A 25,883-nucleotide genomic window follows, 5' to 3' on the forward strand; every position below is an offset into this window, starting at 1 on the left:
GCCGCTCGCGGCGCACGCATCCTTGGCATTGCGCGCCACGTGCGCCACTGGAGTCACCGATGTCAACCAGCTCCCACGGCCCGATCTACCGCCTGTTCCGCGCGCTCTGGGACGCGCTCAACTTCGCCCGCCGGCTCGTGTTCAACCTCATCTTCGTCGCCATCGTCGTCGCGATCCTGGTCAGCCTGTCGAGTGGCACGCGCAAGATCGACGCGCGCACCGCGCTCGTGTTCGACCCCAGTGGCGCCGTGGTCGAGCAGTACTCGGTCGACCCGACCGGACGCGCGCTCGCGCGCCTCAGCGGCAACGAGCAGGCCGAAGTGCAGTTGCGCGACCTGCTCGAGGCGATCGATGGCGCTGCCGCCGACGCCCGCATCGAGCGCATGGTGTTCGTACCCGACCAGATCACGAGCCTGGGCCTGGCCACTGCGCGCGAGCTCGGCGCCGCGTTCGAGCGCTTCAAGGCCGCCGGCAAGGAAATCGTCGTGGTCAGCACCGGCATGGAGCAGAACGTGTACCTGCTCGCGGCGCATGCCAACCGCATCCTGCTCGATCCCGACGGCGCCGTCGTGCTGCAAGGCCTGTCCAACTACCGCAGCTACTACAAGGACGCGCTCGACAAGCTCGGCGTGCAGGCGCATCTGATCCGCGTGGGCACCTACAAGTCGGCCGGCGAGCCGTATGTGCTCGATCATGCCTCCGAGGCCGCCAAGCAGGCCGACGCCTACTGGATGGGCGGCATCTGGCAGGAATACATCGACGAAGTCGCCGGCCTGCGCAAGATCGACGCCGCCGCGCTCAGCGACGACATCAACCATTTCGACCAGCGCGTCACCGCCCAGCACGGCGACCTGGCCCAGCTGGCGCTCGAGCAGAAGCTCGTCGACGAGCTTGCCACTGGCGCGCAGGCGCGTGCGCAGTTGCGCGCGCTCGGCGTGGCCGACGGCGACAGCTTCCGCCAGATCGATTTCGCCGACTACCTGGGTTCGCGCCAGGCCCAGCGCCTGCCGCGCGCGGGCAAGGCTGTTGCGGTGGTGGTGGCACAGGGCGAGATCGTGCCCGGCGAGCGCCCGCCCGGCATGATCGGCGGCAAGTCGACGGCCGACCTGATCCGCCGCGCCCGCGAGGACGCCGGCGTCAGCGCGATCGTGCTGCGGGTCGATTCGCCCGGTGGTGACGCCACCGCCTCGGAGCAGATCCGCCGCGAACTCGCGCAGGCGCGCGAGGCCGGCAAGCCGGTGGTGGTGTCGATGGGCGATGTCGCGGCCAGCGGCGGCTACTGGATTTCGATGGCCAGCGACGAGATCTGGGCGCAGCCCAACACGATCACGGGCTCGATCGGCATCTTCGGCCTGTTCGTGACGATCCCCGACACGCTGGCCCGGATCGGCATCAACACCGATGGCGTCGGCACCACGCCGCTGGCGGGCGCCTTCGACATCCGCCGCCCGCTGTCACCGCAACTGGAGGCGGTGCTGGCCAGCGTGATCGGGCGCGGCTACGCGCAATTCATCGGCAACGTGGCCAAGGCGCGCAACAAGACGCCCGAGGAGGTCGACGCGATCGCGCAGGGTCGGGTGTGGACCGGCGCCCAGGCCAAGGAGCGCGGCCTCGTCGACAAGCTCGGCGGTCTCGACGATGCGATCGCGGCCGCGGCCGCGCTGGCCAAGCTCGACAAGGACCATCCCGTGCGCTACATCGAGCAGCCGCTGAGCCCCTGGCAGCGGCTGGCGATCACGCTCGGCGGCAGCGATGCCACGCTGCAGTTCGCGCGCTGGAGCGGCCTGCAGTTGCCGCCCGGCCTGCTCGGCCGGCACGAGATGCGCGAACTGTCGGCGATTGCCGAGGTGTTGCGCGGCAAGCGCTTCGCCGCCTGGGCGCACTGCCTGTGCGAGCCGCATTGAGCCGCACGGCGGTACCGCGTCGCTGCAGTCAGGCCGCCGGCAGGCAGTGACCGGCGGCGTGGCGGTGGCCCCTGTCAGCGCAGGGCCGCGTTGATGCGGTCGAGCGCCGCGGCGCCTGGGCACAGCGCGGCGGTGTCGAGCGTGTTGAGCGGGGTGGCGACGGTCTTGAGATGGGCGTGCAGGTCCTGCGCGCCTTCATCGACGTAGAGCAGGCCGGTGACGATCTCGCCGGCGGCCTGGCGCTCGTGCAGGTAGTTCATCGCGGCGACGCGGTCGGATGGATCGTAGGCGGCATCGAGCTTGCGCAGGCGCAGCAGGCTGCCATCGTGCTGGGTGACCTCGATGAGTTCACCGGGTGCGTAGTCGACCGTGATCTCGGCCCGCGGCTCGATGAAGTCGAGCCGGTTGATCGAATCGTTGTGCTCGCGCACGTAGTCGTAGCTCTTGGTGCTGCCGGCATGGTTGTTGAACGTGACGCAGGGACTGAGCACGTCGAGGATCGCGGCGCCGCGATGCGCGATCGCGCCCTTGATCAGCGGCACGAGCTGTTCCTTGTCGCCCGAAAAGCTGCGCCCGACGAAGCTGGCGCCGAGCTGCAGCGCGAGGCCGACGAGGTCGAGCGGGGCGTCGGTGTTGACCACGCCCTTCTTCGACACCGAGCCGGCGTCGGCGGTGGCCGAGAACTGGCCCTTGGTGAGGCCATACACGCCGTTGTTCTCGACGATGTAGACCATGTTCACGCCGCGGCGGATCGCGTGCACGAACTGGCCGATGCCGATCGAAGCCGAATCGCCGTCGCCCGATACGCCCAGATAGAGCAGCTCGCGGTTGGCGAGATTGGCGCCGGTCAACACCGAGGGCATGCGTCCGTGCACGGTGTTGAAGCCGTGCGACGGGCTGAGGAAATAGTCCGGTGTCTTGCTGCTGCAGCCGATGCCGCTGAGCTTGGCCACGCGATGGGGTTCGATCGCCAGTTCCCAGCAGGCGCGCACGATCGCGGCCGAGATCGAGTCGTGGCCGCAGCCGGCGCACAGCGTCGACACGCGCCCTTCGTAGTCGCGCCGCGTATAGCCGAGCGCATTGCAGGCCAGCGAGGGGTGATGCAGCCTGGGTTTGGCGATGTAGGTCATGCGCGGACCGCCTCGACGGGATGCAGATGGGGTGCCGCTTCGCGCAGTTGGCCGGCGATCGCGGCGATGATGAAGCGTGCGGTGATCGGCGTGCCGTCGTAATGCAGCACCGGCACCAGCCGCGCCGGGTCGATGTCGAATTCGTTGATGAGCATCGAACGCAGCTGGGCGTCGCGGTTCTGCTCGACCACGAACACGCGCTCATGCGCGGCGATGAACTGGGCCACGCTGTCGGCGAACGGGAACGCGCGGATGCGCAGCGTGTCGAGCGCGAGGCCGTCGGCCTCGAGCGTGCTGATCGCCTCGTCCATGGCCGGCGCGGTGGAACCGAAGTGGATCGCGCCGAACGCGGTTGCGCGCGCGGCCTTGCGCGACAGCGGCTGCGGTACCAGCGTCTTGGCCGTGTCGAACTTCCGCAGCAACCGCTGCATGTTGTAGACGTAGTCGGCGCCGCGTTCGGAATAGCGCGCATACGGATCGCGCGAGGTGCCGCGCGTGAAGTAGGCGCCCTTGCTCGGGTGGGTGCCGGGCCAGGTGCGCCACGGGATGCCGTCGCCGTCGACGTCCTTGTAGCGGCCGAAGTCCTTGCCCGCTTCCAGTTCGGCCGCGCTCATCACCTTGCCGCGGTCGAGCCGGCGCGCATCGTCCCAGGCGAAGGGCTCGCACAGGCGCTGGTTCATGCCGATGTCGAGGTCGCTCATCAGGAACACCGGCGTCTGCAGGCGGTCGGCGAGGTCGAGTGCGCTGGCGGCGAACTCGAAACATTCGTGCGGGTCCTGCGGCAACAGCAGCACGTGGCGGGTGTCGCCGTGCGAGGCGTAGGCGCAGGCGATGAGATCGGCCTGCTGCGTGCGCGTGGGCATGCCGGTCGACGGGCCGCCGCGCTGCACGTTGATGACGGTGGCCGGGATCTCGGCGAAGTGCGCCAGACCGAGGAACTCGGTCATCAGCGACACGCCGGGGCCCGAGGTGGCGGTGAACGCGCGCGCGCCATTCCAGCCCGCGCCGACCACCATGCCGATCGACGCGATCTCGTCCTCGGCCTGCACGATCGCGCAGCGGCGCTCGCCGCTGGCGGCATCGGTGCGGAATTTGCCGCAGTACTTGTCGAACGCCTCCACCACCGATGTCGAGGGCGTGATCGGATACCAGGCGCAGACCGTGGCGCCGCCGTAGACGCAGCCCAGTGCCGCCGCGCTGTTGCCGTCGGTGAAGATGCGCTGGCCGACCGCGTCGGCGCGGCGTACCGCCAGTCCGATCGGTGCAGCGGAAAAATGCTCGCGCGCGTGGTCGCGGCCAATCCGCAGCGCATGCACGTTGGGCTCGTACAGCTTGGGCTTGTTGCGGTACTGCTCGCCGATCAGGGTCTCCAGCACCTGCGTCTCGATGCCGAGCAACTGCGCCAGCGCGCCGACATAGATGATGTTCTTGAAGATCTGGCGCTGGCGCGGATCGCTGTAGGTGGCATTGCAGATCTGCGTGATCGGCATCGCCAGCACGCGCACATCGTCGCGGAACTTCGACTTCGGCAACGGCTTGGTGGAGTCGTGGAACAGGTAGCCGCCCGGCTCGATTTCCTTGAGGTCGGCATCCCAGGTCTGCGGATTCATCGCCACCATGAGATCGACGCCGCCACGGCGCCCGAGCCAACCGGCCTCGCTGACGCGCACTTCATACCAGGTCGGCAGGCCCTGGATGTTGGACGGAAAGATGTTGCGCGGACTGACCGGCACACCCATGCGCAGGATCGCCTTGGCGAACAGTTCGTTCGCCGACGCCGAGCCCGAGCCATTGACGTTGGCGAACTTGACGACGAAGTCGTTGACGGCCGTGATCGGGTTCATGCGCCGGTTGCCTTGCGATGCACGGTGGGGGCGCGGCGGGCGGCCGGACGCGCGGGCTCGCTCATGCCGCCTCCTGTTTGCCGTCGCGCGGGTTGCCGTCGCCGGCGTGGGCGAGTTCGAGGAAGAACTTGCGCATGTCCCAGGCGCCGGTCGGGCAGCGCTCGGCGCACAGGCTGCAGTGCAGGCACACGTCCTCGTCCTTGACCATGACGCGGCCGGTCTTGACCGGCGCCGACACGTACAGCGCCTGCTCGACATTGAGTGCGGGCGCCGACAGCCGCGTGCGCAGCTCGGCTTCCTCGCCGTTGTGCGTGAAGGTGATGCAGTCCATCGGGCAGATGTCGACGCAGGCATCGCACTCGATGCACAGGTTGTCGCTGAACACGGTCTGCACGTCGCAGTTGAGGCAGCGCTGCGCTTCCTTCCAGGCCAGTTCGGCGTCGTAGCCGAGTTCGACCTCGAGCTTCATGCTGGTGAGCGACTTGGCCGGATCGGCCCATGGCACCTTGTAGCGCGCGTCGTTGGAGACGTCGTTGTCGTAGCTCCACTCGTGGATGCCCATCTTCTGCGAGATGAGCTCCACCGCCGGCCCGGGCCGGTCGCGCGTGTCGGCGCCACCGAGCAGGAGGTCGATCGACAGCGCCGCCTCATGGCCGTGGGCGACCGCCCAGATGATGTTCTTGGGCCCGAACGCGGCATCGCCGCCGAACAGCACGTGCGGCAGCGTCGATTGCAGCGTGAGCTTGTCGACCACGGGCATGTCGGACTTGGCGTCGAACACGATGCCGATGTCGCGCTCGATCCACGGGAAGGCGTTTTCCTGCCCGACCGCGACCAGCACTTCATCGCATGCGTGCACTTCGTCGGGCTCGCCGGTCGGCACCAGTCGGCGCCGGCCATCGAGGTATTCCACGCGCACCTTCTCGAAACTCATGCCGACGAGGCGGCCACCTTCGTGCAGGAACGCCTTCGGCACCCGGCAGTCGAGGATCGGGATGCCTTCGTGCATCGCATCCTCCTTCTCCCACGGGCTGGCCTTCATCTCGTCGAAGCCCGACCGCACGATGACCTTGACATCCTCGCCGCCGAGCCGGCGCGCCGAGCGACAGCAGTCCATCGCGGTGTTGCCGCCGCCGAGCACGATCACGCGCTTGCCGACGCGGCTGACGTGGCCGAAGTAGACCGAGGCCAGCCAGTCGATGCCGACATGGATGTGGGCAGCGGCCTGGTGGCGCCCGGGCAGGTCGAGATCGCGCCCGCGCGGCGCACCGCTGCCGATGAAGATCGCGTCGTAACCCTCGCCCAGCAACGCGCGCATCGATTCGATGCGGCGCCCGCCGACGAATTCCACGCCGAGGTCGAGGATGTAGCCGGTTTCCTCGTCGATCACGGCCTCGGGCAGGCGGAAGCGCGGCACCTGCGTGCGCATGAAGCCGCCCGGTTTGGCGTCGGCTTCGAATACCGTGACGCGGTAGCCGAGCGGGGCGAGGTCGCGCGCCACGGTGAGCGAGGACGGGCCCGCACCGACGCAGGCCACGCGCATGCCGTTCCACTTCGTGGCCGGTTTGGGCAGGTGCGCCCGCACGTCGTCCTTGAGGTCGGCGGCGACGCGCTTGAGGCGGCAGATCGCGACCGGTTCGGGCTTGTTGCCGGCGCTTTCCTCGACGCGCGAGCGCCGACAGGCCGGTTCGCAGGGGCGATCGCAGGTGCGCCCGAGGATGCCCGGGAACACATTGGCCTTCCAGTTGACGAGATAGGCGTCGGAATAGCGCCCGGCTGCGATCAGGCGGATGTATTCGGGTACCGGCGTGTGGGCCGGACAGGCCCACTGGCAATCGACGACCTTGTGGAAATGGGCGGGGTTGCGGATATCGGTCGGTTGCATCTCGGTCTCGCCGTCAACGCGCCGCGCGGGCTGGGCGCGAGCCTAGCCTTGCCATCGTGCCCGGCAAAGGTGCGCCGCACCATGCGGCCAAGGTCGATGCCGCGGCCGCGGCCGCGTCCACCTCGCGCTCAGGAGCCCGCGTCACCCTTCTCCTGCGCTTCGATCTGCTTGTCGTGCCGCTCCTTTTCCTGCATGAGCTGCTGTTCGACACCCTTGGCCTTGTCGATCGCCTTGAGCTGGTCGTCGAACACGGTCTTCTGGCGTTGCTCGGGTGCCGGTGCGGCGGCGGGCTGGTCGGCTTGCGCCGGCGGTTTGCCGCCACCGCAGCCCGCGAGGGCGAGCAGGGCAAGGCTGAGGACAGAGGTGCGGATCATGGCGCGGCTCCGGGGCTGGGGATCGGCTAAAGTCTGCGCCGCGCCCTGCCGCGCGACAAGCACGAGGAGCATGCGATGACGACGCCATCACGCTGGCGGCTCGAAGGCCGCACCGCGCTCGTCACCGGCGCCAGTCGCGGCATCGGCCTGGCCTGCGCGCGCGAGCTGGCAGTGCTCGGCGCCGACGTGCTGCTCGTTGCGCGCGACGAGGCCCACCTGGGCAGCGTGCGCGACGAACTGGCCGAGGAGTTTCCGGCCAGCGCCTGGCATGCCTGCGCCGCCGATCTTGCCGTGGCCGAGCAGCGGCTCGAAGTGTTCGACTGGATCGCCGATCTCGATGTCGAGCTGTCGCTGCTCGTCAACAACGTCGGCGCGAACGAAGTCAGGCCCGCGCTCGACTATGCGCTGGCCGAGGTGCGCGAACTGATCGAGACCAATCTCGTGAGCGCCTTCGACATGTGCCGGCTCGCGCATCCGCTGCTGGTCGAGCATGGCCATGCCGCGATCGTGAACGTCGGCTCGGTATCGGGACTCACGCATGTGCGCACCGGTGCGCCCTACGGCATGAGCAAGGCTGCGCTGCACCAGCTCACGCGCAACCTTGCCTGCGAATGGGCCGAGGACGGCATCCGCGTCAATGCGGTTGCGCCGTGGTACATCCGCACGCGCCGCACCGAAGGCGCGCTGGCCGATGCGGACTATCTCGACGAGGTGCTGCTGCGCACGCCGATGGGCCGCATCGGCGAGCCCGACGAGGTCGCTGCCGCGGTCGCCTTCCTGTGCCTGCCGGCCGCCAGCTACATCACCGGCGAATGCATCGCCGTCGATGGCGGGTTCCTGCGCTACGGGTTCTAGGCAGCGATGGCCGAAAACGGCCAGTTCGGACACGGCGCAGGCGCTACCATGCGGCCATGGCCATCCGCGTCGCTCCGCTCGAGCTCGATCTGCGCACCTGCGAGCGGGCGCGCCTGGCACGCGATGCGCGCTTCGACGGGTTGTTCTACACCGCCGTCACCAGCACCGGCATCTATTGCCGGCCGACCTGTCCCGCGCCGGCTGCGCGCACGCGCAATCTGCGCTACTACGCCAGCGCCGCGGCGGCCGCTGCGGCGGGATTCCGGCCCTGCCTGCGTTGCCGGCCCGAAGCGGCGCCCGGGTCGCCGCTGCATCGCGCGCGCAGCGAGCTCGTCGCGGCCGCGTTGCGCCTGATCGAGCAGGGCGCGCTCGATGCCGCCGGCCTGCCGACGCTGGCCGCGCGCATCGGTGTCGGCGAGCGCCACCTGCGGCGGCTATTCGCCGAGGAGCTCGGCGCCAGTCCGCTCGAGGTTGCCGCGACGCGGCGCCTGCTGTTCGCCAAGCAGCTCGTCACCGACACCGAGCTGCCGTTGGCGCAGGTTGCGGCTGCGGCCGGCTATGCGAGTCTGCGCCGCTTCAATGCCGCGTTCCTCGCCAGCTACGGCAGGCCACCGCGCGCGGTGCGCCGCGCCCGCGCGGCGCTGCCCGGCACGGACGCCGCACTCGTGCTGCGATTGCCGCGCCGCGCGCCGCACGACTTCGCCCAGCTCATCGAGTTCTTCGCGCGGCGCGCGATACCGGGCGTGGAATCGGTCACCGACCACAGCTATCGACGCAGCTTCCAGCTCGATGCCGCGCCGGGTTGGTTCGAGGTCAGCGCCGACGGCGCTGCCGCGCTGACGCTGCGCGTGCATCATCCGGCCAGCGCGGCGCTCGGCGACATCGTCGCGCGCGTCAAGCGCATGTTCGACCTCGATGCCGATCCGCGGGCGATCGCGCGCGTGTTGCGCGGCGATGCGCTGCTCGCTCCGCTGCTGCGCCGCTGGCCCGGCCAGCGCCTGCCCGCTGCCTGGGATGGATTCGAGATCGCGGTGCGCGCGGTGCTCGGCCAGCAGGTCAGCGTGGCCGCCGCGCGCACGCTGGCGGCGCGCGTGGTTGACGCGCATGGCGGCCGCTGTGCGCAAGGCGAGCCGTTCGGCGTCGGGCGCCTGTTCCCGCTGCCGGCCGCGCTGGTCGAGGCGCCGCTCGAACGCCACGGGGTGACACGGGCGCGTGCGGCGACGATCCGCGGCCTCGCACGCGCCGTGCTCGATGGCCGCATCAGCCTTGGCGGCGAGCAGGGCCTGGCGCAGTTCGAGCGCACGCTCGTGGCGCTGCCCGGCATCGGTGCCTGGACGGCGCACTACATCGCGATGCGCGCGCTCGGCCATCCCGACGCGTTTCCGGCCGCCGACCTCATCCTGCGCCGCGCGGCCGGCCAGGGCCGCACGCTGACCGCGCGCGAGCTCGAGGCGCTGAGCCAGCGCTGGCGACCCTGGCGCGCCTATGCGGTGATGCTGCTGTGGCGCGCGAGTTGAGCCGCGCCGCAGTGCGGTCGCCGAGCGCCCGCACGGCCATCCCCGATCCGCCCACCCACACGACAACGGAAGCCACCACGATGCACTACACCTACCTCGACACTGCGATCGGTCGCCTGCTGCTGGCGGGCGCTGCCGATGGCCTGCACCATCTGCGCTTCGACCAGCCTGATCGCGATGCCGTGATCGCGCCCGATTGGCGGCGCGAGGACGATGGCCTGCACGATGCGCTGGCGCAGCTGCGCGAATACTTCGCCGGCGAGCGGCTCGGCTTCGAGCTCGCGCTGGCGCCGCGCGGCACGCCGTTCCGCCTCGCCGTCTGGCGCCAGCTGGCGCGCATCCCCTACGGCACGACGATCAGTTATGGCGAACTGGCACGGCGCATTGGCAAGCCGGCGGCGAGCCGCGCCGTCGGCGCCGCGAACGGCGCCAATCCGTTGCCGATCATCGTGCCCTGCCATCGCGTGATCGGCGCCAGCGGCAGGCTCACCGGTTTCGGCGGCGGCCTGCCGGCCAAGCAATGGTTGCTCGATCACGAGCAGCGCGTGCTGGCCACACCGCCTCACCGCCGCGCGTCGTGAACGCGGCGCTGCCGTTCAGGCGCTGGCGGGCGGATCGAAGATCAGCGGCGGCGTCGAATGCGAGGCGCGGTAGCTGCGCACGACGCTGCCGTAGTGCACCACGCGGCGGATCGTGTACCAGGTGATGCGCGTGACATCACGCACCGGGCGGAAATGGCTGCCGCGGAATTCGCCGTGGTAGCGCACGTCGATCGGCACCGATACCACGCCCAATCCCTGGTCGCGCACCGCGGCAATCAGCAGCGCGGCCTCGAACACGAAATCGTCGGCGGCGAGGTCGGCCAGGTCGAGCGCCGCACGCGGGTAATAGCGCTGCCCGCTCTGCGTGTCGGCGACCGGGATGCCGCAGCCCCACGAAATGCCCCAGTCGGCCACCGCGTTGGCGCGGCGCCGCGCGCTGGGCTGGCTGTCCTTGTTGCGGATGCGCGCGCCGATCACGATGTGTTCGGGATGGGCGCGCGCGGCCGCGAGCAGGCGCGGGATGTCCTGGGCCAGGTGCTGGCCGTCGCCATCCATCGCGATCACGGCGTCGAAGCCCAGTTCGCGCGCCTTGCGAAAGCCGTCGCGCAGTCCCTGGCCCTTGCCGAGCGGACGCGGGTGGCGGATCAGCGTGATCGGCAGGTCGGCGATGCACGGCACGGTCGCGTCGCTGGAACCATCGTCGATGACGATGACGTGCGGGCAGATCGCGAGCACCGATTCGACCACGCCGCGGATGGCGCGCTCCTCGTTGAGCGCGGGGATGACGACGGCGATGCGATCGGCGCTGGTCGCGCTCATGGCGTGATCTCGATCTCGAGTTGACGGTGGATGCCGGCGGGCAAGGCGAGCGCCGCCGGCTGCTGCAGCGCCAGCGCACGCAGCAGTTCGGCGGCGGTCGCGGTGGCGGTCGCGGTGGTCGCGTGCTGGCGCAGGCGCAGGCGCGACCCCGCCGCAGCGGGGTCCGGATCGAGCACGAGCGCGAGGGCCTGCGTCGAATCGGCGCCGAGCACGCGCGCGAGCGGGCCCTCGGCGGCGGCCTCGTAACAGGTGAACAGCACGGGTCGCGATTCGGCGCAGGCGAGCACGGCGGCTTCGAACAGGCCCGCGCCGAGCGTGCCGTGCCAGGCCGACAGCGCACTCGAGGCCTCGTGGCACTGCGTGGCCAGCGTCCAGTAGCCGACGGCGGCGTTGTGCACCGAGTTGTGGAATCGCGTCGGTGACAGTGCCAGCGGCTCGCTGGCGAGCGTGGCGCACATGTCGTGCGAGATCGCGACCTCGCCGTGCGCCGAGCTGAACACGCACGGCAGGTCGGCGCCGGCGTGGCCGGCCATCGCGCAGGCCTGCGCCGCGACCTCGCAGGCGAGCAGCACGGTCAGCGGCGCGCGGCGGCGCTCGCCCTGCGGCAACACGCCGGCCGGCGGCCGCGCCGCGATGGCGCCGCCAATGGCCTCGCCGCGCAGCCAGGCGCGCAGTTGCGGCCAGTCGCCGCGCTGCGGCCACCAGGCACCGATGCCGGTGATGCGCAGCTCGAGCGCGTTCATGCCTGACCCCGCCCGAACACGAGCGCGCAGTTGTTGCCGCCGAAACCGAACGAGTTGCTGAGCGCGGTGCGCAGCGTGCGCGTCTCGTTGGCCAGTGCCAGTTGCGGCCCGCAGGCGGCCGCAGGCGTGGTGGTGTTGAGCGTGCCGGGCACGCAGCCATGTTCGAGCGCGAGCAGGCACAGCACGGCCTCGACGATGCCGGCCGCGCCGAGCGTGTGGCCGGTCCAGCCCTTGGTCGAGCTGGCGCGCGTGGTGGGCGGAAACAGCGCCGCGATCACGGCCGCCTCGACCTCGTCGTTCTTGGCGGTGGCGGTGCCGTGCAGGTTGATGTAGTCGATGTCGGCGGCAGCCAGCCCGGCGCGGGCCAGCGCCGCCTCGATCGCGAGCCGCGCGCCGAGACCCTGCGGATGCGGCGTCGACATGTGGTGGGCGTCGGAGGACTCGCCATGACCGAGCAGGTGAGGCGCGCCGGGCGGGCCGTCGCGCTCGAGCAGGACAAAGCCGGCGGCTTCGCCGATCGAGATGCCGTTGCGCTGCGCATCGAACGGCCGGCACGGCTGCGGCGCGACGAGCTCGAGCGCGTTGAAGCCGAACAGCACGCTGCCACACAACGAATCGACGCCAGCGAGCACCACCGCGTCGGCAAGGCCCAGCCGCAGCAGGCGTTCGCCCTGGGCAAAGATCTTCGCGCTCGACGAGCAGGCCGTGGACTGGCTCATGCAGGGGCCGCGCGCACCGATCACGCGCTCCAGCAGCAGGCCGAGCGAGTGCAGCGTATGCAGTTCCGGCGCCGCCAGGCTGGCCGGAAAGCGATCCCCGGCGAGTTCGCTGTACGCGGCTTCGGTGGCGCCGATGCTTGCGGTCGAGGTGGCCGCGAGCAGGGCCACGCGCGCTGCGCCGTGGCGCGCGACCGCCGCGCGGGCGGCATCGATGAAGCCATCGCCGTGCAGGCCGAGCCAGGCCAGGCGGTGGTTGCGGCTGTCGAGGTCGCGCAGTTCAGGCGGCAGGGTGACGTCCTCGATGCCCGCGACGCGACCGACCGCGCACGGCAACGGGCTGCGGGTGAAGTCATTGGCGCGCAGGCCGCTGCGCCGCTCGCGCAACGCGCGCAACTGCGCCTCGCGGCCGCGGCCGAGCGCGGTCGTGACGGTGGCGGCAGTGATGGCGAGCGGCGGAATCCGGCAGGGCACGTGGACGACACGGCGAAGTCGTGGCCGGCATTATCGCATGGCGCGCGCGCGGCGCCGTGATGCACGCCCGCTACAATGCGCGGTCTTTTCCGGCAGTGGAGGCAGCATGGCCACCGATGGGCAAACCGCAGCCGCCGCGCGGGCCGTGGCGGCGGACCACATCGAAGCCGTGCGCGGCTTCTTCATGGCGCTGCAGGATCGCATCTGCGCGGCGCTCGAGCAGGCCGACGGCGGGGCGTGTTTCGTCGAGGACGCCTGGCAGCGCGAAGCCCAGCCCGACGGCGGCGCGCTCAGCGGACTGGGCCGCACGCGCGTGCTCAAGGAAGGCGCCGTGTTCGAGCAGGGCGGCGTCAATTTCTCCGCGGTGTCGGGTCCGCAGATGCCGGCGTCGGCGACCGCGCACCGGCCCGAACTGGCTGCCGCGCCATGGACCGCGATGGGTGTGTCGCTGGTGCTGCATCCGCGCAATCCCTACCTGCCGACGACCCACATGAACGTGCGTTTCTTCCAGGCCCATGTGGACGGCAGTGAGCGCAACTGGTGGTTCGGTGGTGGCTTCGACCTGACGCCGTTCTATCCGTTCGACGAGGACGTGCGTCACTGGCACACGGTCGCGCGCGAGGCGGTGGCGCCGTTCGGCGACGATGTGTATCCACGGCTGAAGCAGTGGTGCGACGAATACTTCTTCCTGCGCCACCGCGGCGAAACGCGCGGCGTCGGCGGCCTGTTCTACGACGACCTCAGTGCCGGCGGCTTCGAGCGCTGCTTCGGCATCACGCGCCATGTCGGCAATGGCTTCCTCGACGCCTACCTGCCGATCGTGGCGCGACGCAAGGCGATGGCATGGGGCGAACGCGAGCGCGAGTTTCAGTTGTACCGGCGCGGTCGCTATGTCGAGTTCAACCTCGTCTACGACCGCGGCACGCTGTTCGGCCTGCAGTCGGGCGGCCGCGCCGAATCGATCCTCATGAGCATGCCGCCGCGCCTGCGCTTCGAATACGGCTATACCCCCGCGCCCGGCAGCGCCGAGGCGCGCCTGGCCGATTACCTGCGACCGCGCGACTGGCTGGCCGGCGGCTGACGCGGTCGCTGGCCGCAGCGCACGCGGCCGCCGCGCTGCGTGCAAGTGGACGCGAGCCCGCCGCACGAGGCACCATGCGTGGTTGCCTTCCCTCGCGCCGGCGCAAATGGACGAGACGACCTTTCGCGATCTGCTTGCACGACACTGGACCGCCCTGTTCGATCCGCGCACGCTCGAACGTGGCGCCGACTACCAGCGTCGTGGCCTCGTGCAGGAGCTGCAATACAAGGACGACGTCGGCGAAGGGGTGCTGATCGGTACCGTGCAGGGCTCGGCGCGCGACCCCTACCTGGCCGGCGTGCGGCTGGAGTGGGACGGCGGGCGCACCCGGCTCGACAGCTACTGCACCTGTCCGCTGCAGGCGGCGTGCAAGCACGTCGCGGCGACGATCCTGCAGGAACTGCGCGCGACGACTGAAACGCCAGCCGCTGGCGGCGCGGTGGCGCCGCCGCAACTGGGCGCGTGGAAGACCTGGCTCGATACGCTGCGTGGCGATGCCGGCGAGTCCGCGACCGATGCGGCGGTGGCCGGCACGCAATCGGTGTGCGCGATCCTGCTGCGCAGCGATGGCAGCCAGCCGTTGCCGGCATTGCAGGCGCAGATCGTGCGCGTGCAGCCGGGCAAGCATGGCGGCTACGCGACGCCGCAGCCGCTGCAGCCGTCGTGGGCCGATCCCGAACCCTGGCGCGGACTCGACGCGACCACGTTCCAGCTCGTCGCCGGGCTGCGCATGCGGGCACCGGCGTTCGGCGGCAGCGGCGGCTGGTTCCGCCTGGCCAATCAGGCCGACGAGCCGCTGGTCGACACGCTGCTGGCCTCGCTGCCGTGCTTCTTCGACAAGGTTTCGGCAGGACGGGTCGCGCCCGGCCCGGCGCGCGCGCTGCGCATCGGCTGGGAGGCGCGCGACGACGGCACCCAGAAGCTCGCGTTGAGCGTCGACGGCGCGCCGCGCGCGCGTCTGCTCAAGGTCGGACACCTGTGGTACTTCGATGCCGCTGGCCGCGAGCTCGGTCGCGTCGATGGCGACGTGCGTCTGGCCGAAGCCGTGCTGCGCGCGCCGCCGCTGTTGCCCGAACAGGTGCCGCTGCTGATGGAACGCTGGCGCGACACTCCGCTGCTGGCGGCCTTGCCGCGGCCGGCCGAACCGGTGGTCGAGAAGCTGCGCGCGGCGCCCGTGCCGGTGTTGGCGCTGCGCGTGGTGTCGGCGTTCGCGGCGCCCGGCCGGTCCTACCAGGCCGGCGTGGCCAGGCTGTCGTTCGACTACGGCGGGCTGCGCCTGCCGATGTTCCCGGCGCCGGCGCGCGAGCGCCGCCGCCAGGGCGAGCGCGTGGTCGAGGTGGCGCGCGATCGGGCGCGTGAAGGCGCCGCCATCGAGCAGCTCGAGGCGCTCGGGCTCGTGCCCGCCGAGATGCGCGCCTCGCTGCGCGGGTTGCCTGCGCAGGCGATCGACGACAACGACTTCGTGCTGGTGCAGGCGCGCAGCCAGATCGCCGGCGCCGACCAGCTGTTCGCGCTCGCGCCGCGGCTGCGCGAGCTCGGCTTCCGCCTCGAATCGGGCGAGGGTTTTCCGTTCGAGCTGCTCGACGCGCCCGACGGCTGGCAGTTCGACATCGACGAGGGTGCCGGCAACGCCTGGTTCGACCTGCGTCTGGGCATCGACATCGGCGGCGAGCGCATCGACCTGCTGCCGGTGTTGCACCGCTTGCTCGCCGACCCGCTGTTTCCGCTCAACGCACGCAAGGGCGAGGCCGGGGATGCGACCTGGCTGGTGCCGATCGATGCGCGCCGGCGCATGCCGTTGCCGCTGACGCAGTTGCGCGCACTGATTGCGCCATTGCTGGAATGGCTGCAGGGCCCGCTGCACGAACACGATGGCGCCTTGCGCCTGCGCCGCGCCCAGTCCGACGTGGTCGAGGCGCTGGCGCCGGCGCTGCCCAAACCCTGGCGCGGCGGCGAGCGCCTGCGCGCGCAGATCGAACGTCGCCAGCAGCCGCGCCCCGCGATGGCCGAGCCGGTGGGCCTGCGCACGACGCTGCGCCCCTACCAGCACGACGGCCTGGCCTGGCTCGGTTTTCTTGCCGACGCCGGCCTCGGCGGCATCCTGGCCGACGACATGGGCCTGGGCAAGACCGTGCAACTGCTCGCCCATCTGCTCGCCGAGAAGCACAATGGCCGGCTCGATCGCCCCGCGCTCGTGCTTGCGCCGACCAGTCTGGTCGGCAACTGGCGTGCCGAAGCCGCGCGCTTCGCGCCCGATCTCAAGGTGCTCGTCGTGCACGGCCCGCAGCGCCACGGCCTGCACGATGAGATGGCGCGGCATGATCTGGTCATCACCACCTATCCCTTGCTGCTGCGCGACCACGCCCAGCTCATCGCGCAACCGTGGTCGGTGCTCGTGCTCGACGAGGCACAGGCGATCAAGAACGCGCGCAGTCGCGCCGCTCGGCTCGTGCGCGAGATCGACGCGCGGCAGCGCATCGCGATGACCGGCACGCCGCTGGAAAACCATCTCGGCGAGTTGTGGGCCTTGTTCGACGCCGTCGAGCCGGGACTGCTCGGTGACGAGAAGCACTTTGCGCGCTTCTTCCGCACGCCGATCGAGAAGCACGCCGACGCCGAACGGCAGGCGCGCCTCAACCGCCGCATCGCGCCGCTGATGCTACGCCGGCGCAAGGAAGACGTGCTGTCGGAGTTGCCGGCCAAGACCGAAATCGTGCGTCGCATCGAGCTCGAAGGCCGCCAGCGCGAGCTGTACGAGACCTTGCGCCTGGCCCAACACCAGCGCGTGGTGGAGGAGATGCGCCGGCGCGGCCTCGCGCAGAGCGGCATCGTGGTGATCGACGCCTTGCTCAAGCTGCGCCAGATCTGTTGCGACCCGCGACTGGTCAAGCTCGAGCGCGCACGCAAGGTCAACGACAGCGCCAAGCTCGACCACCTCGTCGAGATGCTCGACAGCCTGCTCGCCGAGGGGCGCCGCGTGCTCGTGTTCAGCCAGTTCGCGCAGATGCTGGCGCTGGTGGAGCAGGCCCTGCACGAGCGCAAGCTGCCGCACCAGACCCTGACCGGCGATACACCGGGCACCCAGCGTGCGGCGCTCGTCGAGCGTTTCCAGCAGGGCGCCGTGCCGCTGTTCCTGATCAGCCTCAAGGCCGGCGGCGTCGGCCTCAACCTGACGGCCGCCGACACCGTCATCCACTACGACCCATGGTGGAACCCCGCCGTCGAGGCGCAGGCGACGGACCGCGCCCATCGCATCGGTCAGGACAAGCCCGTGTTCGTCTACAAGCTCATCTGCGCCGGCACCGTCGAGGAAAAGATCCAGGACCTGCAGCAGCGCAAGGCCGAGCTTGCGCGCGCCGTGCTCGAAGGCGGCAGCACGCAGGCGCTGCGTTTCGATGAAAGCGACATCAGCGAGCTGTTCGCGCCGATGCAGTAGCGCGGCGCCGCGCCGCGCACCGTTACAATCGCGCGATGGATGTCTCGCACCTGCTCGACGGGCTCAACGATGCGCAGCGCAGCGCGGTCGCCGCGCCGCCCGGCCACCATCTCGTGCTGGCCGGCGCAGGTTCGGGCAAGACGCGCGTGCTCACCCACCGCATCGCCTGGCTGGTCGAGGTGGAGCACGTTTCGCCGTGGTCGGTGCTGGCGGTGACCTTCACCAACAAGGCCGCCGGCGAGATGCGCGCGCGCGCCGAGCGCCTCGTCGCGGGCAATCCGCGTGGGCTCACGATCGGAACCTTCCATGGCATCGCCCATCGCCTGCTGCGGCGGCACTGGCGCGAGGCGAACCTGCCCGAGACGTTCCAGATCCTCGATGCCGACGACCAGCAGCGGCTCGTCAAGCGCGTGCTGCGCGAGCTCGGTGTCGACGAGGCGCGCTTTCCGCCGCGGCAAGCGACCTGGTTCATCAATGCGGCCAAGGACGAAGGCAAGCGCGCCGCCGCGCTCGACGCCGGCTACAGCCCGGCCAACCGCGTGCTGATCGACGTCTATCGCGCCTACGAGGCGGCGTGCCAGCGCGGCGGACTGGTCGATTTCGCCGAACTGCTGCTGCGCGCACACGAACTGTGGCTGCGTGACGAGGCGCTGCTCGCGCATTACCGCGAGCGTTGGCGCCACTTGCTGGTCGACGAATTCCAGGACACCAACACGTTGCAGTACGCCTGGTTGCGCGTGCTCGCCGGCAGCAGCGGCCAGCTGTTCGTGGTCGGCGACGACGACCAGGCCATCTACGGCTGGCGCGGTGCGCGGGTCGAGAACGTGCAGCACTTCCTGCGCGACTTTCCGCAGGCGCGCACGATCCGGCTCGAGCAGAACTATCGCTCCACCGGCACCATCCTCGCCGCCGCCAATGCCGTCATCGCGCACAATCCCGACCGCCTCGGCAAGCAGTTGTGGACGGCCGGCGCGAGCGGCGCGCCGATCGACCTGTATGCGGCCTACAACGAGCAGGACGAGGCGCGCTACGTGGTCGAGCGCATCGCCGCGCAGGTGCGTGAGGGCGCCGCACCGAGCGCGCACGCGATCCTGTACCGGTCCAATGCGCAGTCGCGCAACTTCGAGGAGCAGCTTGCGCAGCGTGGCATCGCCTACCGCGTCTACGGTGGCCTGCGCTACTTCGATCGCGCCGAGGTCAAGGATGCGCTGGCCTACCTGCGCCTGGTGGCCAACCGCGGCGACGATGCCGCCTTCGAGCGTGCCGTCAACACGCCGCCACGCGGCATCGGCGAGCGCACGCTCGACAGCCTGCGCCAGCGCGCGCGCGGCGCCGACACCTCGTTGTGGCAAGCGGCCCTCGCCGAGCTGGCGCAAGGCGCGCTGGCATCGCGCGCGAAGAATGCCTTGCGCGGTTTCCTCGACCTGATCGAGCGGCTCGCGCGCGACTGCGGCGGCGGCGCGCCCGCAGACGACGCGGCTGCGGTCGCCGTCGATGAAGCCGGGCCGGAGGCGGCGGCGCTGACCCTGGCCGAGCAGATCGAACATGCGGTGGCGCGCTCGGGCCTGCGCGAGTATTACGAAAAGGACAGCCGCGGCAGCGCCGAGTCGCGCGTCGAGAACATCGACGAGTTGCCGAACGTGGCCGCCCGTTTCGAGCGCACGTCCGAGGACATCGAAGCCGGCCTGTCGGAACTGGCGGCCTTCCTCGCCCATGCCGCACTCGAAGCGGGCGAAGGGCAGGGCGAGGCCTGGCAGGACTGCGTGCAGCTCATGACGCTGCACTCGGCCAAGGGCCTGGAGTTTCCGCACGTGTTCCTGGTCGGCCTCGAGGACGGACTGTTCCCGAGCCAGAAGTCGCTCGATGAGCCGGGGCGGCTCGAGGAAGAGCGGCGGCTGGCCTATGTCGGCATCACGCGCGCGCGCGACCAGCTCGTGCTGTGCCACGCCGAGTCGCGCCGCCTGCATGGCGTGGAGTCCTACGCGCGGCCATCGCGTTTTCTCGGCGAAATCCCGCCCGAGTTGCTGCGCGAGGTGAGGCCGCGTGCGCAGGTAAGTCGCCCGGCCTTCGGCAGCGCGGCGCGAGTGGGCGGCGACGCGGCCGTACCGTTCCGGCTCGGCCAGCGCGTCGAGCACGCGAGCTTCGGCGAAGGCGTTGTGCTCGGCTACGAGGGCGCCGGCGCACATACGCTCATCGAGGTCAATTTTGCCGCCGCGGGCCGCAAGCGCCTCGTGCTCGCCTATGCGAACCTGAGCGGTCTTTGAGCCCCGTCATGCGCTGCCGCCGTCGGATGCACGGCAGCGGCAGGGATGCGCGCATGGCGGACTCCATGCGCAGCGCCGGGCCGGTCAGCGCCAGGCTGGGCCGAATGCGGCGCAACGGCACCGCATCGTCGGCGCCGGTTGCGATGCGGTTGCCGCGGCGGTCACGCCATGCGCTGCGGCCACAAAAAAACGGCGCCGTTGCCGGCGCCGTTGGTCATCAAGCGGGATTGCACGATCAGCCGCGACCACCCCGCTGGCGGAACTCGGCGATGCGGCTGTCGATCGTGTCGAGCAGCGGTTCGATCGCCTCGCGCGCCTTCTCGGCCGCATTGAGGCTCGTGAAGTTGACCTGCTCGCCGCCGCCGCGCCACATCACGCTGCCGTCAGACACGCGGTAGGCGCGTACGCCCAGTTGCACCGTGTACAGCGTCGAGGCCTGGCCGTAGTAGGTCATGACCTGTGAACCGACCGGCCGCGCATGCACGAACACCACGGCATCGGCCTTGCCGGCCAGCGCGCGCAGGTTGGGCGAGTCGCCCCGTCCACGACCGCCTTCGATGACGCGGAAACCGCGGCTCTTGAGCAGGTCGATGAGGGCGTCCTCGGCCGGGCCCGAGATCACGTCGTCGCCGCTGGCGATGACGGCGATCGTCGGCACGCGCGGCCGCGGCGGTGCAGCGGGTTGCTGCGGCGGAGTTGCCGTCGCGACCTGCTGACCGCTGGCGGCCGCGTCGGCGGCGGCCTTGGCGGCCGGCAGTTCCTGCAACGCTTCGGCGCCGGCCTGCGAGGCGCGTGCGGCCGGCGCGCCGGCATCATCATTTGCCGCCGGTTGGGCGGCCACGCTGTCGCTGCCGACGCTCGTCGGGCTGGCACTGGCTGGCGCCGGCTCGCTCGCCTGGCTTGCCGGTGCGGGCGGGGTCGTGCTCGCGATCTGCGTGGCCGGCGCGGTGACGGCAGGCGGCGCGTCCGCAACCGTCGCGGCCGGCGCCGCCGGCTGGCCGAACAGGCCGGCCAGCATCGGCACGCGCGCGCGCATCGCATAGGCACCGCCGACCACGAGCAGCAGCGCCGCTGCGGCGATCGCCCACGGCAGCGCCGAACGGCGCGGCGCGGTCTGGCCACGCAACGTGGTGGGTTGGCCCAGCACCGACTGGTGTGCGGCGGCGCCAGCCACCGGCGGCGGCTGCGGCTGGCCGCTGGTGGTGATGTGGGTGTTGGCCTGGGCGCCCAGCGCGGGCATCGGCGTGCGTGGCGTCTGCGGCAGCGACACCTGGCCCGAAGCAGGCGTCTTCTGGCCGATCATCGTCGCCGCGGCGGCCGAGATCCTGGTTTGGATCGTGATCGGGCCACCCTTGGCCACCAGCGGGTGTTGGTTGATGTCGGCGACGACCGCATGGCAGTCCTGGTAGCGATCGGCCGGATCCTTGGCGATCATCTTGGTCAGGATGGCGGCGATCTGCGGGTCGACGTCGGCGTTGAGTGAGCGCACGTCGGGAATTTCCGCCTTGACGACCTCGAGCATGAGGCCCAGCGGCGATTCGTCGTTGAACGGCATCTTGCCGGTCAGCATCTCGAACAACACGATGCCGAGCGAGAAGATGTCCGAACGGCGATCGACCGGCTTGCCCAGGCACACCTCGGGCGAGAGATAGCCGGGCGTGCCGACGAACTCGCCGGTGGTGGTGAGCTTCTTGGACAGATCCTGGTTCGACAGCGCGATGCCGAAGTCGGCGATCTTGACCGAGCCACGGCTCGTGATCATGAGGTTGCCAGGCTTGATGTCGCGGTGGATCACGCCGTGGTCGTGCGCGGTGGCCAGGCCCAGCGCGGTCTGCTGGATGACCTTGGCCGCTTGTTCCACCGTCAGGCGATGGTCGCGCTTGAGCATCGAGCCCAGCGACTCGCCCTCGACGAACTCCATCACGAAGTAGGTCTGGCCCTCGTCTTCGCCGATGAAGTAGATCTGGATGATGTGCGGATCGTTGAGCGCAGCCATGCTGCGCGCTTCGCGCAGGAAACGCTCCTTGACCGCAGCATCATGTGCGAGCGAGTCGGCCAGCACCTTGATCGCGACATAGCGGTTGAGTGATGCCTCGTAGCCCTTGTAGACCACACCCATGCCGCCGCGGCCCAGTTCGGCAACGATGTCGTAATGGCCCAGACGCGTTTTCATGGCATTCCTCCGAAGCGACGCCTTGCAAGTGGGAGGGTTGCCTTGCAGTGCCGCTGCGGGCATCCCCCGGCGGCCCCATCCGCGAGCAGCGCCGAAATGGCGCTGGCGGCGGGTACCGTTGCGGTGAATCCTACACCGCGCCCATGCGGCGATGTCCGGAACCCTTCGACCCCGGCTTGTGCGCCTGCATCACGGCCAAAGCGTGATGCATTGGGCACTCCGGGGCACGCGCCGGCGACCGGCGTTGCTGCCGCTGCTCGTCAGGGCAGCGCCGGCAGGGCCAGCAACAGCGCCCCGAGCACGATCCGGTACACCGCGAATGGGGTGAAGCGGTGCCCGCGGATGTAGCCGAGCAGCCACCTGACGGTGGCGAAGCCGGTGACGAGCGAGACCGTGAAGGCGAGTGCGAGCGCCCCCCAGTCCTCGTGCAGGCCGTCGTGTCCGATCGCCTTGTACAGTTCGTAGCCGCTGGCCGCGAACATCGTCGGGATGCCGACGAGGAAGGCGAACTCGGTGGCCGCGGCGCGGTTGTTGGCGCCGGCCAGCATGGCGATGAAGATCGTGGCGGCCGAACGCGAGGTGCCCGGGAACACGCCGGCTACCACCTGGGCCAGGCCGACCAGCACCGCCACGCGCCAACTGATCGCGGCATGCTCGGGCCGCCGCCCGGCCAGCCACTCGGCGGCGAGCATCCACACCCCGCCGAGGATCAGTGCCCAGGCGATCGGCGCCACCGTTTCGGGCAGCTTGAAGCCGCCCCTGGCGACGATGAAGCCAAGCACGCCGGTGATGAGGAATGCCACGCCGAGCTTGAATGCGTAGTCGCGGTTGGCGCGTTGGGCAAGGCCGGTCGCCAGTTGCCACAGGCGTTCGCGGTAGATCAGCGCGACGGCGAGGATCGCGCCGGCCTGGATCACCACGTTGAAGACATCCGAGCGCGCGCCGAGCCAGTGTTCGGCGATCAGCAGGTGGCCCGTGCTCGAGATCGGCAGGAATTCGGTGACGCCTTCGATGAGGCCGAGCAGCAGCGTGGCGGCGAGGTCGGACACGGCCAGTCCTGGAGCGGTGGAATCGTCCATTCTAAGCCGCGGCACGGGCCGGGCCGGTGCTGCCGGTTGGGCGCACCATTAAAGTGCAGATGACGCACCATAATGATGCGTCGCTTACATTCGCCGGTATCGCCTGTCGCGCTGGGCCGCCCTTGGCGACCGTGCCGGCGCTGGCACGGGCCTTGCTGCAGTGTCGCCATCCTTTCCCAATCACGGATCGCGCCATGACCGCCGTTGCCAACCTGCTCAAGAAGATCGCCGACGAGGAGATCGAGTTCGTCGACCTGCGTTTTGCCGACATGCTCGGCAAGGAACACCACGTCACCTATCCGGAGCATTCGGTCGATGAAAGCCTGTTCGAGGACGGCAAGATGTTCGATGGCTCCTCGATCGCCGGCTGGAAGGGCATCGCCGAATCGGACATGGTGCTGATGCCCGATGCCGAGGCCGCGTTCGTCGATCCGTTCATGTCCGACAAGACCCTGGTCGTGCAATGCGACGTGCTCGAGCCGAGCACGATGCAGGCCTATGCGCGCGACCCACGCTCGATCGCGCGCCGCGCCGAGGCCTTTCTCAAGTCCACCGGCATAGCCGACGCCGCGTACTTTGGCCCCGAGCCCGAGTTCTTCATCTTCGACTCGGTGCGCTATCGCAACGACATGGGCCATGTGTCCTACCAGATCGGCTCGGAAGAGGCGGCCTGGTCGACCCACAAGGGCTTCGACGGCGAAAACCATGGCCACCGCGGCGGCGTCAAGGGCGGCTACTTCCCGGTGCCGCCGGTCGACAGCTTCCAGGACCTGCGCAGCCAGATGTGCAAGGTGCTCGAGCAGATCGGCCAGGTGGTCGAGGTGCACCACCACGAAGTGGCCAATGCCGGCCAGTGCGAAATCGGCACGCGCTTCAACACGCTGCTGCGCAAGGCCGACGAACTGATCGCGATGAAATACGTGGTCAAGAACGTCGCCCACCAGTACGGCAAGACGGTCACCTTCATGCCCAAGCCGATCGTCGGCGACAACGGCTCGGGCATGCACGTGCACCAGTCATTGGCCAAGGCGGGCCAGAACCTGTTCGCCGGCGATCTCTATGGCGGCCTGTCGCAGACGGCGCTGCATTACATCGGCGGCATCTTCAAGCACGCGCGTGCGATCAACGCCTTCGCCAACTCGAGCACCAACAGCTACAAGCGGCTGGTACCGGGTTTCGAGGCGCCGGTCATGCTGGCCTATTCGGCGCGCAACCGTTCGGCGAGCTGCCGCATCCCGTTCGTGCACAGCGCCAAGGCGCGTCGCATCGAAGTGCGCTTCCCCGATCCGGTCAACAGCGGCTATCTCACCTTCAGCGCGCTGCTGATGGCGGGTCTCGACGGCATCATCAACAAGATCGATCCGGGCGCGCCGTCGGACAAGGATCTCTACGATCTGCCGCCCGAGGAAGAGAAGAACATTCCGACCGTGTGTTCCTCGCTCGACCAGGCGCTGGAGGCGCTCGACAGGGATCGCGGCTTCCTCAAGGCCGGTGGCGTGTTCACCGACGACTTCATCGACGCCTACATCGAGACCAAGATGGCCGAGGTGACGCGCTTCCGCGCCGCCACCCATCCGCTCGAATATCAGATGTACTACGCGATCTGAGCGCAGTCGCGCGCGAAGCCGCCGAGCGGGCCGCGCGTCGCAACGCAGGAAATCGCCCAGCGGACTCGACTGCCCCAGGCATCGCTTGGGCCGTCGAGCAGGTTCAACTGGCGCGGTCTGCAGTGTCCGACCCTCATCGTCGGCATGCCGAGGCCGAGGAAGCCCGCGCCTATCGACATCGACAACCGCTGCGCGCCACCAGAACGAAACAAGGGCCGGATGCCCGGCCCTTGTCGCTTTCGCCCGCGCCAGCTCACGCTCGCTTGATCAAGCCGATCAGTACCAGCAGGATCACCGCGCCGATCAGCGCATGGATGATCGCAGCGATGATGCCGCCACCGATCGAGAGCCCGATCGCCGGCAGCAGCCAGCCTGCGATGAACGCGCCGACGATGCCGACCACGATGTTGCCGACGAGGCCGAAGCCGTGACCCTTGACGATCTGCCCCGCGAGCCAGCCCGCCACCGCACCCACAACCAGGAAGATGAGAATCGATTCGACTGCCACGCCACTCTCCGCTGAGGTCGTCGCTCGTGCGACCGACCGATTCTGCCGCAGCGGGACGGCCGATGCATGGTGCGATGCCGCGATGCGGCCGCGCCCCAATCGCAGGCAGGGCGAGTTCGGCCACTTCGCCGCGCCTGGACGCGACCGTGGCGCGACCGGCAGCGGCCCGCCACGTCACGGCGCAGCCGGGTCGATCGCGGCCATGTGGTCGGACAGACGCATCAACGTGACCACATCCTGGCGGTTGTGGTCGAGCACGCGGGCGAGGTTGCGGCTCGACTCACCGCGCAGGAAGGCCAGCCATGCCGCCGGCGCCTGCGCACCGGGCAGGTCGTCATCGCGCACGATGCGCAGCGCCTGACGTTCGATCGTGGCGAGGCGGCAGTTCTCGAACACGCCACGGTAGCGGCGTCGCACCGGATGCAGCCAGTCCAGGTGCGGCAGTTCGGCGAGGCGATGATCAACGTGGTTGAGGCGCAGACGCCCCTTGAGCAGCGGCGCGTCGTAGCTCTTGCCGTTGTAGCTGACGAGGATCGCCGCGGGGTCGAGCCAAGCGTTGAACAGGCGCAGCATCGCCGCCTCGCCCGCCATCGTCGTGAGATAGAGCTGGCGCACCGTGAGGCGGTCGGCGCACCAGCGGGCGCTGCCGATCATGAAGGCACGTGTGCCGACGCCGCCGGCCAGGCCCGTGGTCTCGGTGTCGAAGCAGACCAGACGCGAGCGTTCGATCGGCGCCTGCGCCAGCCACGGCAGCATCAGTCGCGGATTGGCCGCGTAGGCGAACGTGCGCTCGACGAGGTACACGCCGGCGGCGACTTCCACACCCGCTGGCGCCGCCAGCACGGGGCGCGGCGCTGCACGCCGCTGTTCGCGCGCGTGCAGCAGTGCGCGCAAGGCATCGGGCGGTCGCGGCGCCAGGGCCGTCGCGCCCA

At 70.0% G+C, this 25,883-nt stretch carries 18 protein-coding genes and 1 pseudogene; 8 read left to right on the forward strand and 11 right to left on the reverse strand.

Annotated features, from left to right (window positions below; translation table 11 throughout):
• The first annotated feature begins 59 nt into the window (after positions 1–59).
• The gene (gene sppA / locus KF903_RS10950) at positions 60–1,904 is read left to right on the forward strand and encodes a signal peptide peptidase SppA (RefSeq protein ID WP_291214602.1); all 1,845 of its coding nucleotides are present in this window, start codon (positions 60–62) and stop codon (positions 1,902–1,904) included.
• 74 nt (positions 1,905–1,978) lie between these two features.
• Here sppA and KF903_RS10955 read toward each other — a convergent pair whose 3' ends face one another.
• The 4 genes from KF903_RS10955 to KF903_RS10970 all read right to left on the reverse strand — a co-directional run bounded on the left by KF903_RS10955 (position 1,979) and on the right by KF903_RS10970 (position 7,137).
• A complete protein-coding gene (locus KF903_RS10955) occupies positions 1,979–3,034 on the reverse strand; it encodes a 2-oxoacid:ferredoxin oxidoreductase subunit beta (protein WP_291214604.1) in 1,056 nt (351 codons plus the stop codon).
• Positions 3,031–4,878, reverse strand: coding sequence for a 2-oxoacid:acceptor oxidoreductase subunit alpha (locus KF903_RS10960; protein WP_291214606.1), 1,848 nt, complete (start codon positions 4,876–4,878; stop codon positions 3,031–3,033). The genes KF903_RS10955 and KF903_RS10960 overlap by 4 nt, the downstream gene beginning before the upstream one ends.
• A 61-nt stretch (positions 4,879–4,939) precedes the next feature.
• Positions 4,940–6,763 (reverse strand): FAD-dependent oxidoreductase, encoded by a 1,824-nt coding sequence (locus KF903_RS10965; RefSeq protein WP_291214608.1) that lies wholly within the window; start codon positions 6,761–6,763, stop codon positions 4,940–4,942.
• A 128-nt stretch (positions 6,764–6,891) separates the two neighbouring features.
• Positions 6,892–7,137, reverse strand: a complete 246-nt coding sequence (locus tag KF903_RS10970; protein WP_291214610.1) for a hypothetical protein — start codon at positions 7,135–7,137, stop codon at positions 6,892–6,894.
• Between the two features lie 75 nt (positions 7,138–7,212).
• On the opposite strand from KF903_RS10970, the gene KF903_RS10975 reads away from it, so the two are divergent.
• From KF903_RS10975 to KF903_RS10985, 3 genes are all read left to right on the forward strand, one after another.
• Positions 7,213–7,992, forward strand: coding sequence for an SDR family oxidoreductase (locus tag KF903_RS10975; protein ID WP_291214612.1), 780 nt, complete (start codon positions 7,213–7,215; stop codon positions 7,990–7,992).
• Positions 7,993–8,048: 56 nt separating this feature from the next.
• On the forward strand, positions 8,049–9,509 hold the full coding sequence (locus tag KF903_RS10980; RefSeq protein ID WP_291214615.1) for a DNA-3-methyladenine glycosylase 2: 1,461 nt from the start codon (positions 8,049–8,051) through the stop codon (positions 9,507–9,509).
• 80 nt (positions 9,510–9,589) lie between these two features.
• Positions 9,590–10,090, forward strand: coding sequence for a methylated-DNA--[protein]-cysteine S-methyltransferase (locus tag KF903_RS10985; protein WP_291214617.1), 501 nt, complete (start codon positions 9,590–9,592; stop codon positions 10,088–10,090).
• Between the two features lie 15 nt (positions 10,091–10,105).
• Here KF903_RS10985 and KF903_RS10990 read toward each other — a convergent pair whose 3' ends face one another.
• The 3 genes from KF903_RS10990 to KF903_RS11000 are packed head-to-tail and all read right to left on the reverse strand — an operon-like array spanning position 10,106 to position 12,803.
• Positions 10,106–10,870 carry a glycosyltransferase family 2 protein gene (locus KF903_RS10990; protein WP_291214619.1) on the reverse strand — a complete coding sequence of 255 codons (765 nt, stop codon included), beginning with the start codon at positions 10,868–10,870 and terminating at the stop codon, positions 10,106–10,108.
• Positions 10,867–11,613 (reverse strand): beta-ketoacyl synthase chain length factor, encoded by a 747-nt coding sequence (locus KF903_RS10995; RefSeq protein ID WP_291214622.1) that lies wholly within the window; start codon positions 11,611–11,613, stop codon positions 10,867–10,869. Before KF903_RS10995 ends, KF903_RS10990 begins: the two co-directional genes overlap by 4 nt.
• Positions 11,610–12,803 carry a beta-ketoacyl-ACP synthase gene (locus KF903_RS11000; RefSeq protein WP_291214626.1) on the reverse strand — a complete coding sequence of 398 codons (1,194 nt, stop codon included), beginning with the start codon at positions 12,801–12,803 and terminating at the stop codon, positions 11,610–11,612. The genes KF903_RS10995 and KF903_RS11000 overlap by 4 nt, the downstream gene beginning before the upstream one ends.
• A gap of 106 nt (positions 12,804–12,909) precedes the next feature.
• Between KF903_RS11000 and hemF the strand changes: the two genes are divergently transcribed.
• The 3 genes from hemF to uvrD all read left to right on the forward strand — a co-directional run bounded on the left by hemF (position 12,910) and on the right by uvrD (position 19,584).
• On the forward strand, positions 12,910–13,884 hold the full coding sequence (gene hemF / locus KF903_RS11005) for an oxygen-dependent coproporphyrinogen oxidase (RefSeq protein ID WP_291214629.1): 975 nt from the start codon (positions 12,910–12,912) through the stop codon (positions 13,882–13,884).
• 106 nt (positions 13,885–13,990) lie between these two features.
• Positions 13,991–17,320 (forward strand): DEAD/DEAH box helicase, encoded by a 3,330-nt coding sequence (locus KF903_RS11010; protein ID WP_291214632.1) that lies wholly within the window; start codon positions 13,991–13,993, stop codon positions 17,318–17,320.
• 35 nt (positions 17,321–17,355) lie between these two features.
• On the forward strand, positions 17,356–19,584 hold the full coding sequence (gene uvrD, locus KF903_RS11015) for a DNA helicase II (protein WP_291214635.1): 2,229 nt from the start codon (positions 17,356–17,358) through the stop codon (positions 19,582–19,584).
• A gap of 235 nt (positions 19,585–19,819) precedes the next feature.
• On the opposite strand, the gene KF903_RS11020 is transcribed toward uvrD, so the two are convergent.
• Both KF903_RS11020 and KF903_RS11025 read right to left on the reverse strand, forming a co-directional pair.
• Positions 19,820–21,757 carry a serine/threonine-protein kinase gene (locus KF903_RS11020; protein ID WP_291214638.1) on the reverse strand — a complete coding sequence of 646 codons (1,938 nt, stop codon included), beginning with the start codon at positions 21,755–21,757 and terminating at the stop codon, positions 19,820–19,822.
• A 260-nt stretch (positions 21,758–22,017) separates the two neighbouring features.
• Entirely contained in the window at positions 22,018–22,806 is a 789-nt protein-coding gene (locus tag KF903_RS11025; protein ID WP_291214684.1) for an undecaprenyl-diphosphate phosphatase, read from the reverse strand.
• A 224-nt stretch (positions 22,807–23,030) separates the two neighbouring features.
• Here KF903_RS11025 and glnA point away from each other — a divergent pair, with 224 nt between their 5' ends.
• Positions 23,031–24,443, forward strand: coding sequence for a type I glutamate--ammonia ligase (gene glnA / locus KF903_RS11030; protein WP_291214640.1), 1,413 nt, complete (start codon positions 23,031–23,033; stop codon positions 24,441–24,443).
• Between the two features lie 253 nt (positions 24,444–24,696).
• Here glnA and KF903_RS11035 read toward each other — a convergent pair whose 3' ends face one another.
• Together KF903_RS11035 and KF903_RS14290 are read right to left on the reverse strand one after the other, a co-directional pair.
• On the reverse strand, positions 24,697–24,951 hold the full coding sequence (locus tag KF903_RS11035; RefSeq protein ID WP_291214642.1) for a GlsB/YeaQ/YmgE family stress response membrane protein: 255 nt from the start codon (positions 24,949–24,951) through the stop codon (positions 24,697–24,699).
• Between the two features lie 174 nt (positions 24,952–25,125).
• Positions 25,126–25,665 (reverse strand): annotated as a pseudogene (locus KF903_RS14290) (ribonuclease H-like domain-containing protein); the annotation flags it as partial.
• Positions 25,666–25,883 lie beyond the last annotated feature (218 nt).

The organism is Dokdonella sp. (assembly GCF_019634845.1).
Classification (GTDB): domain Bacteria; phylum Pseudomonadota; class Gammaproteobacteria; order Xanthomonadales; family Rhodanobacteraceae; genus Dokdonella_A.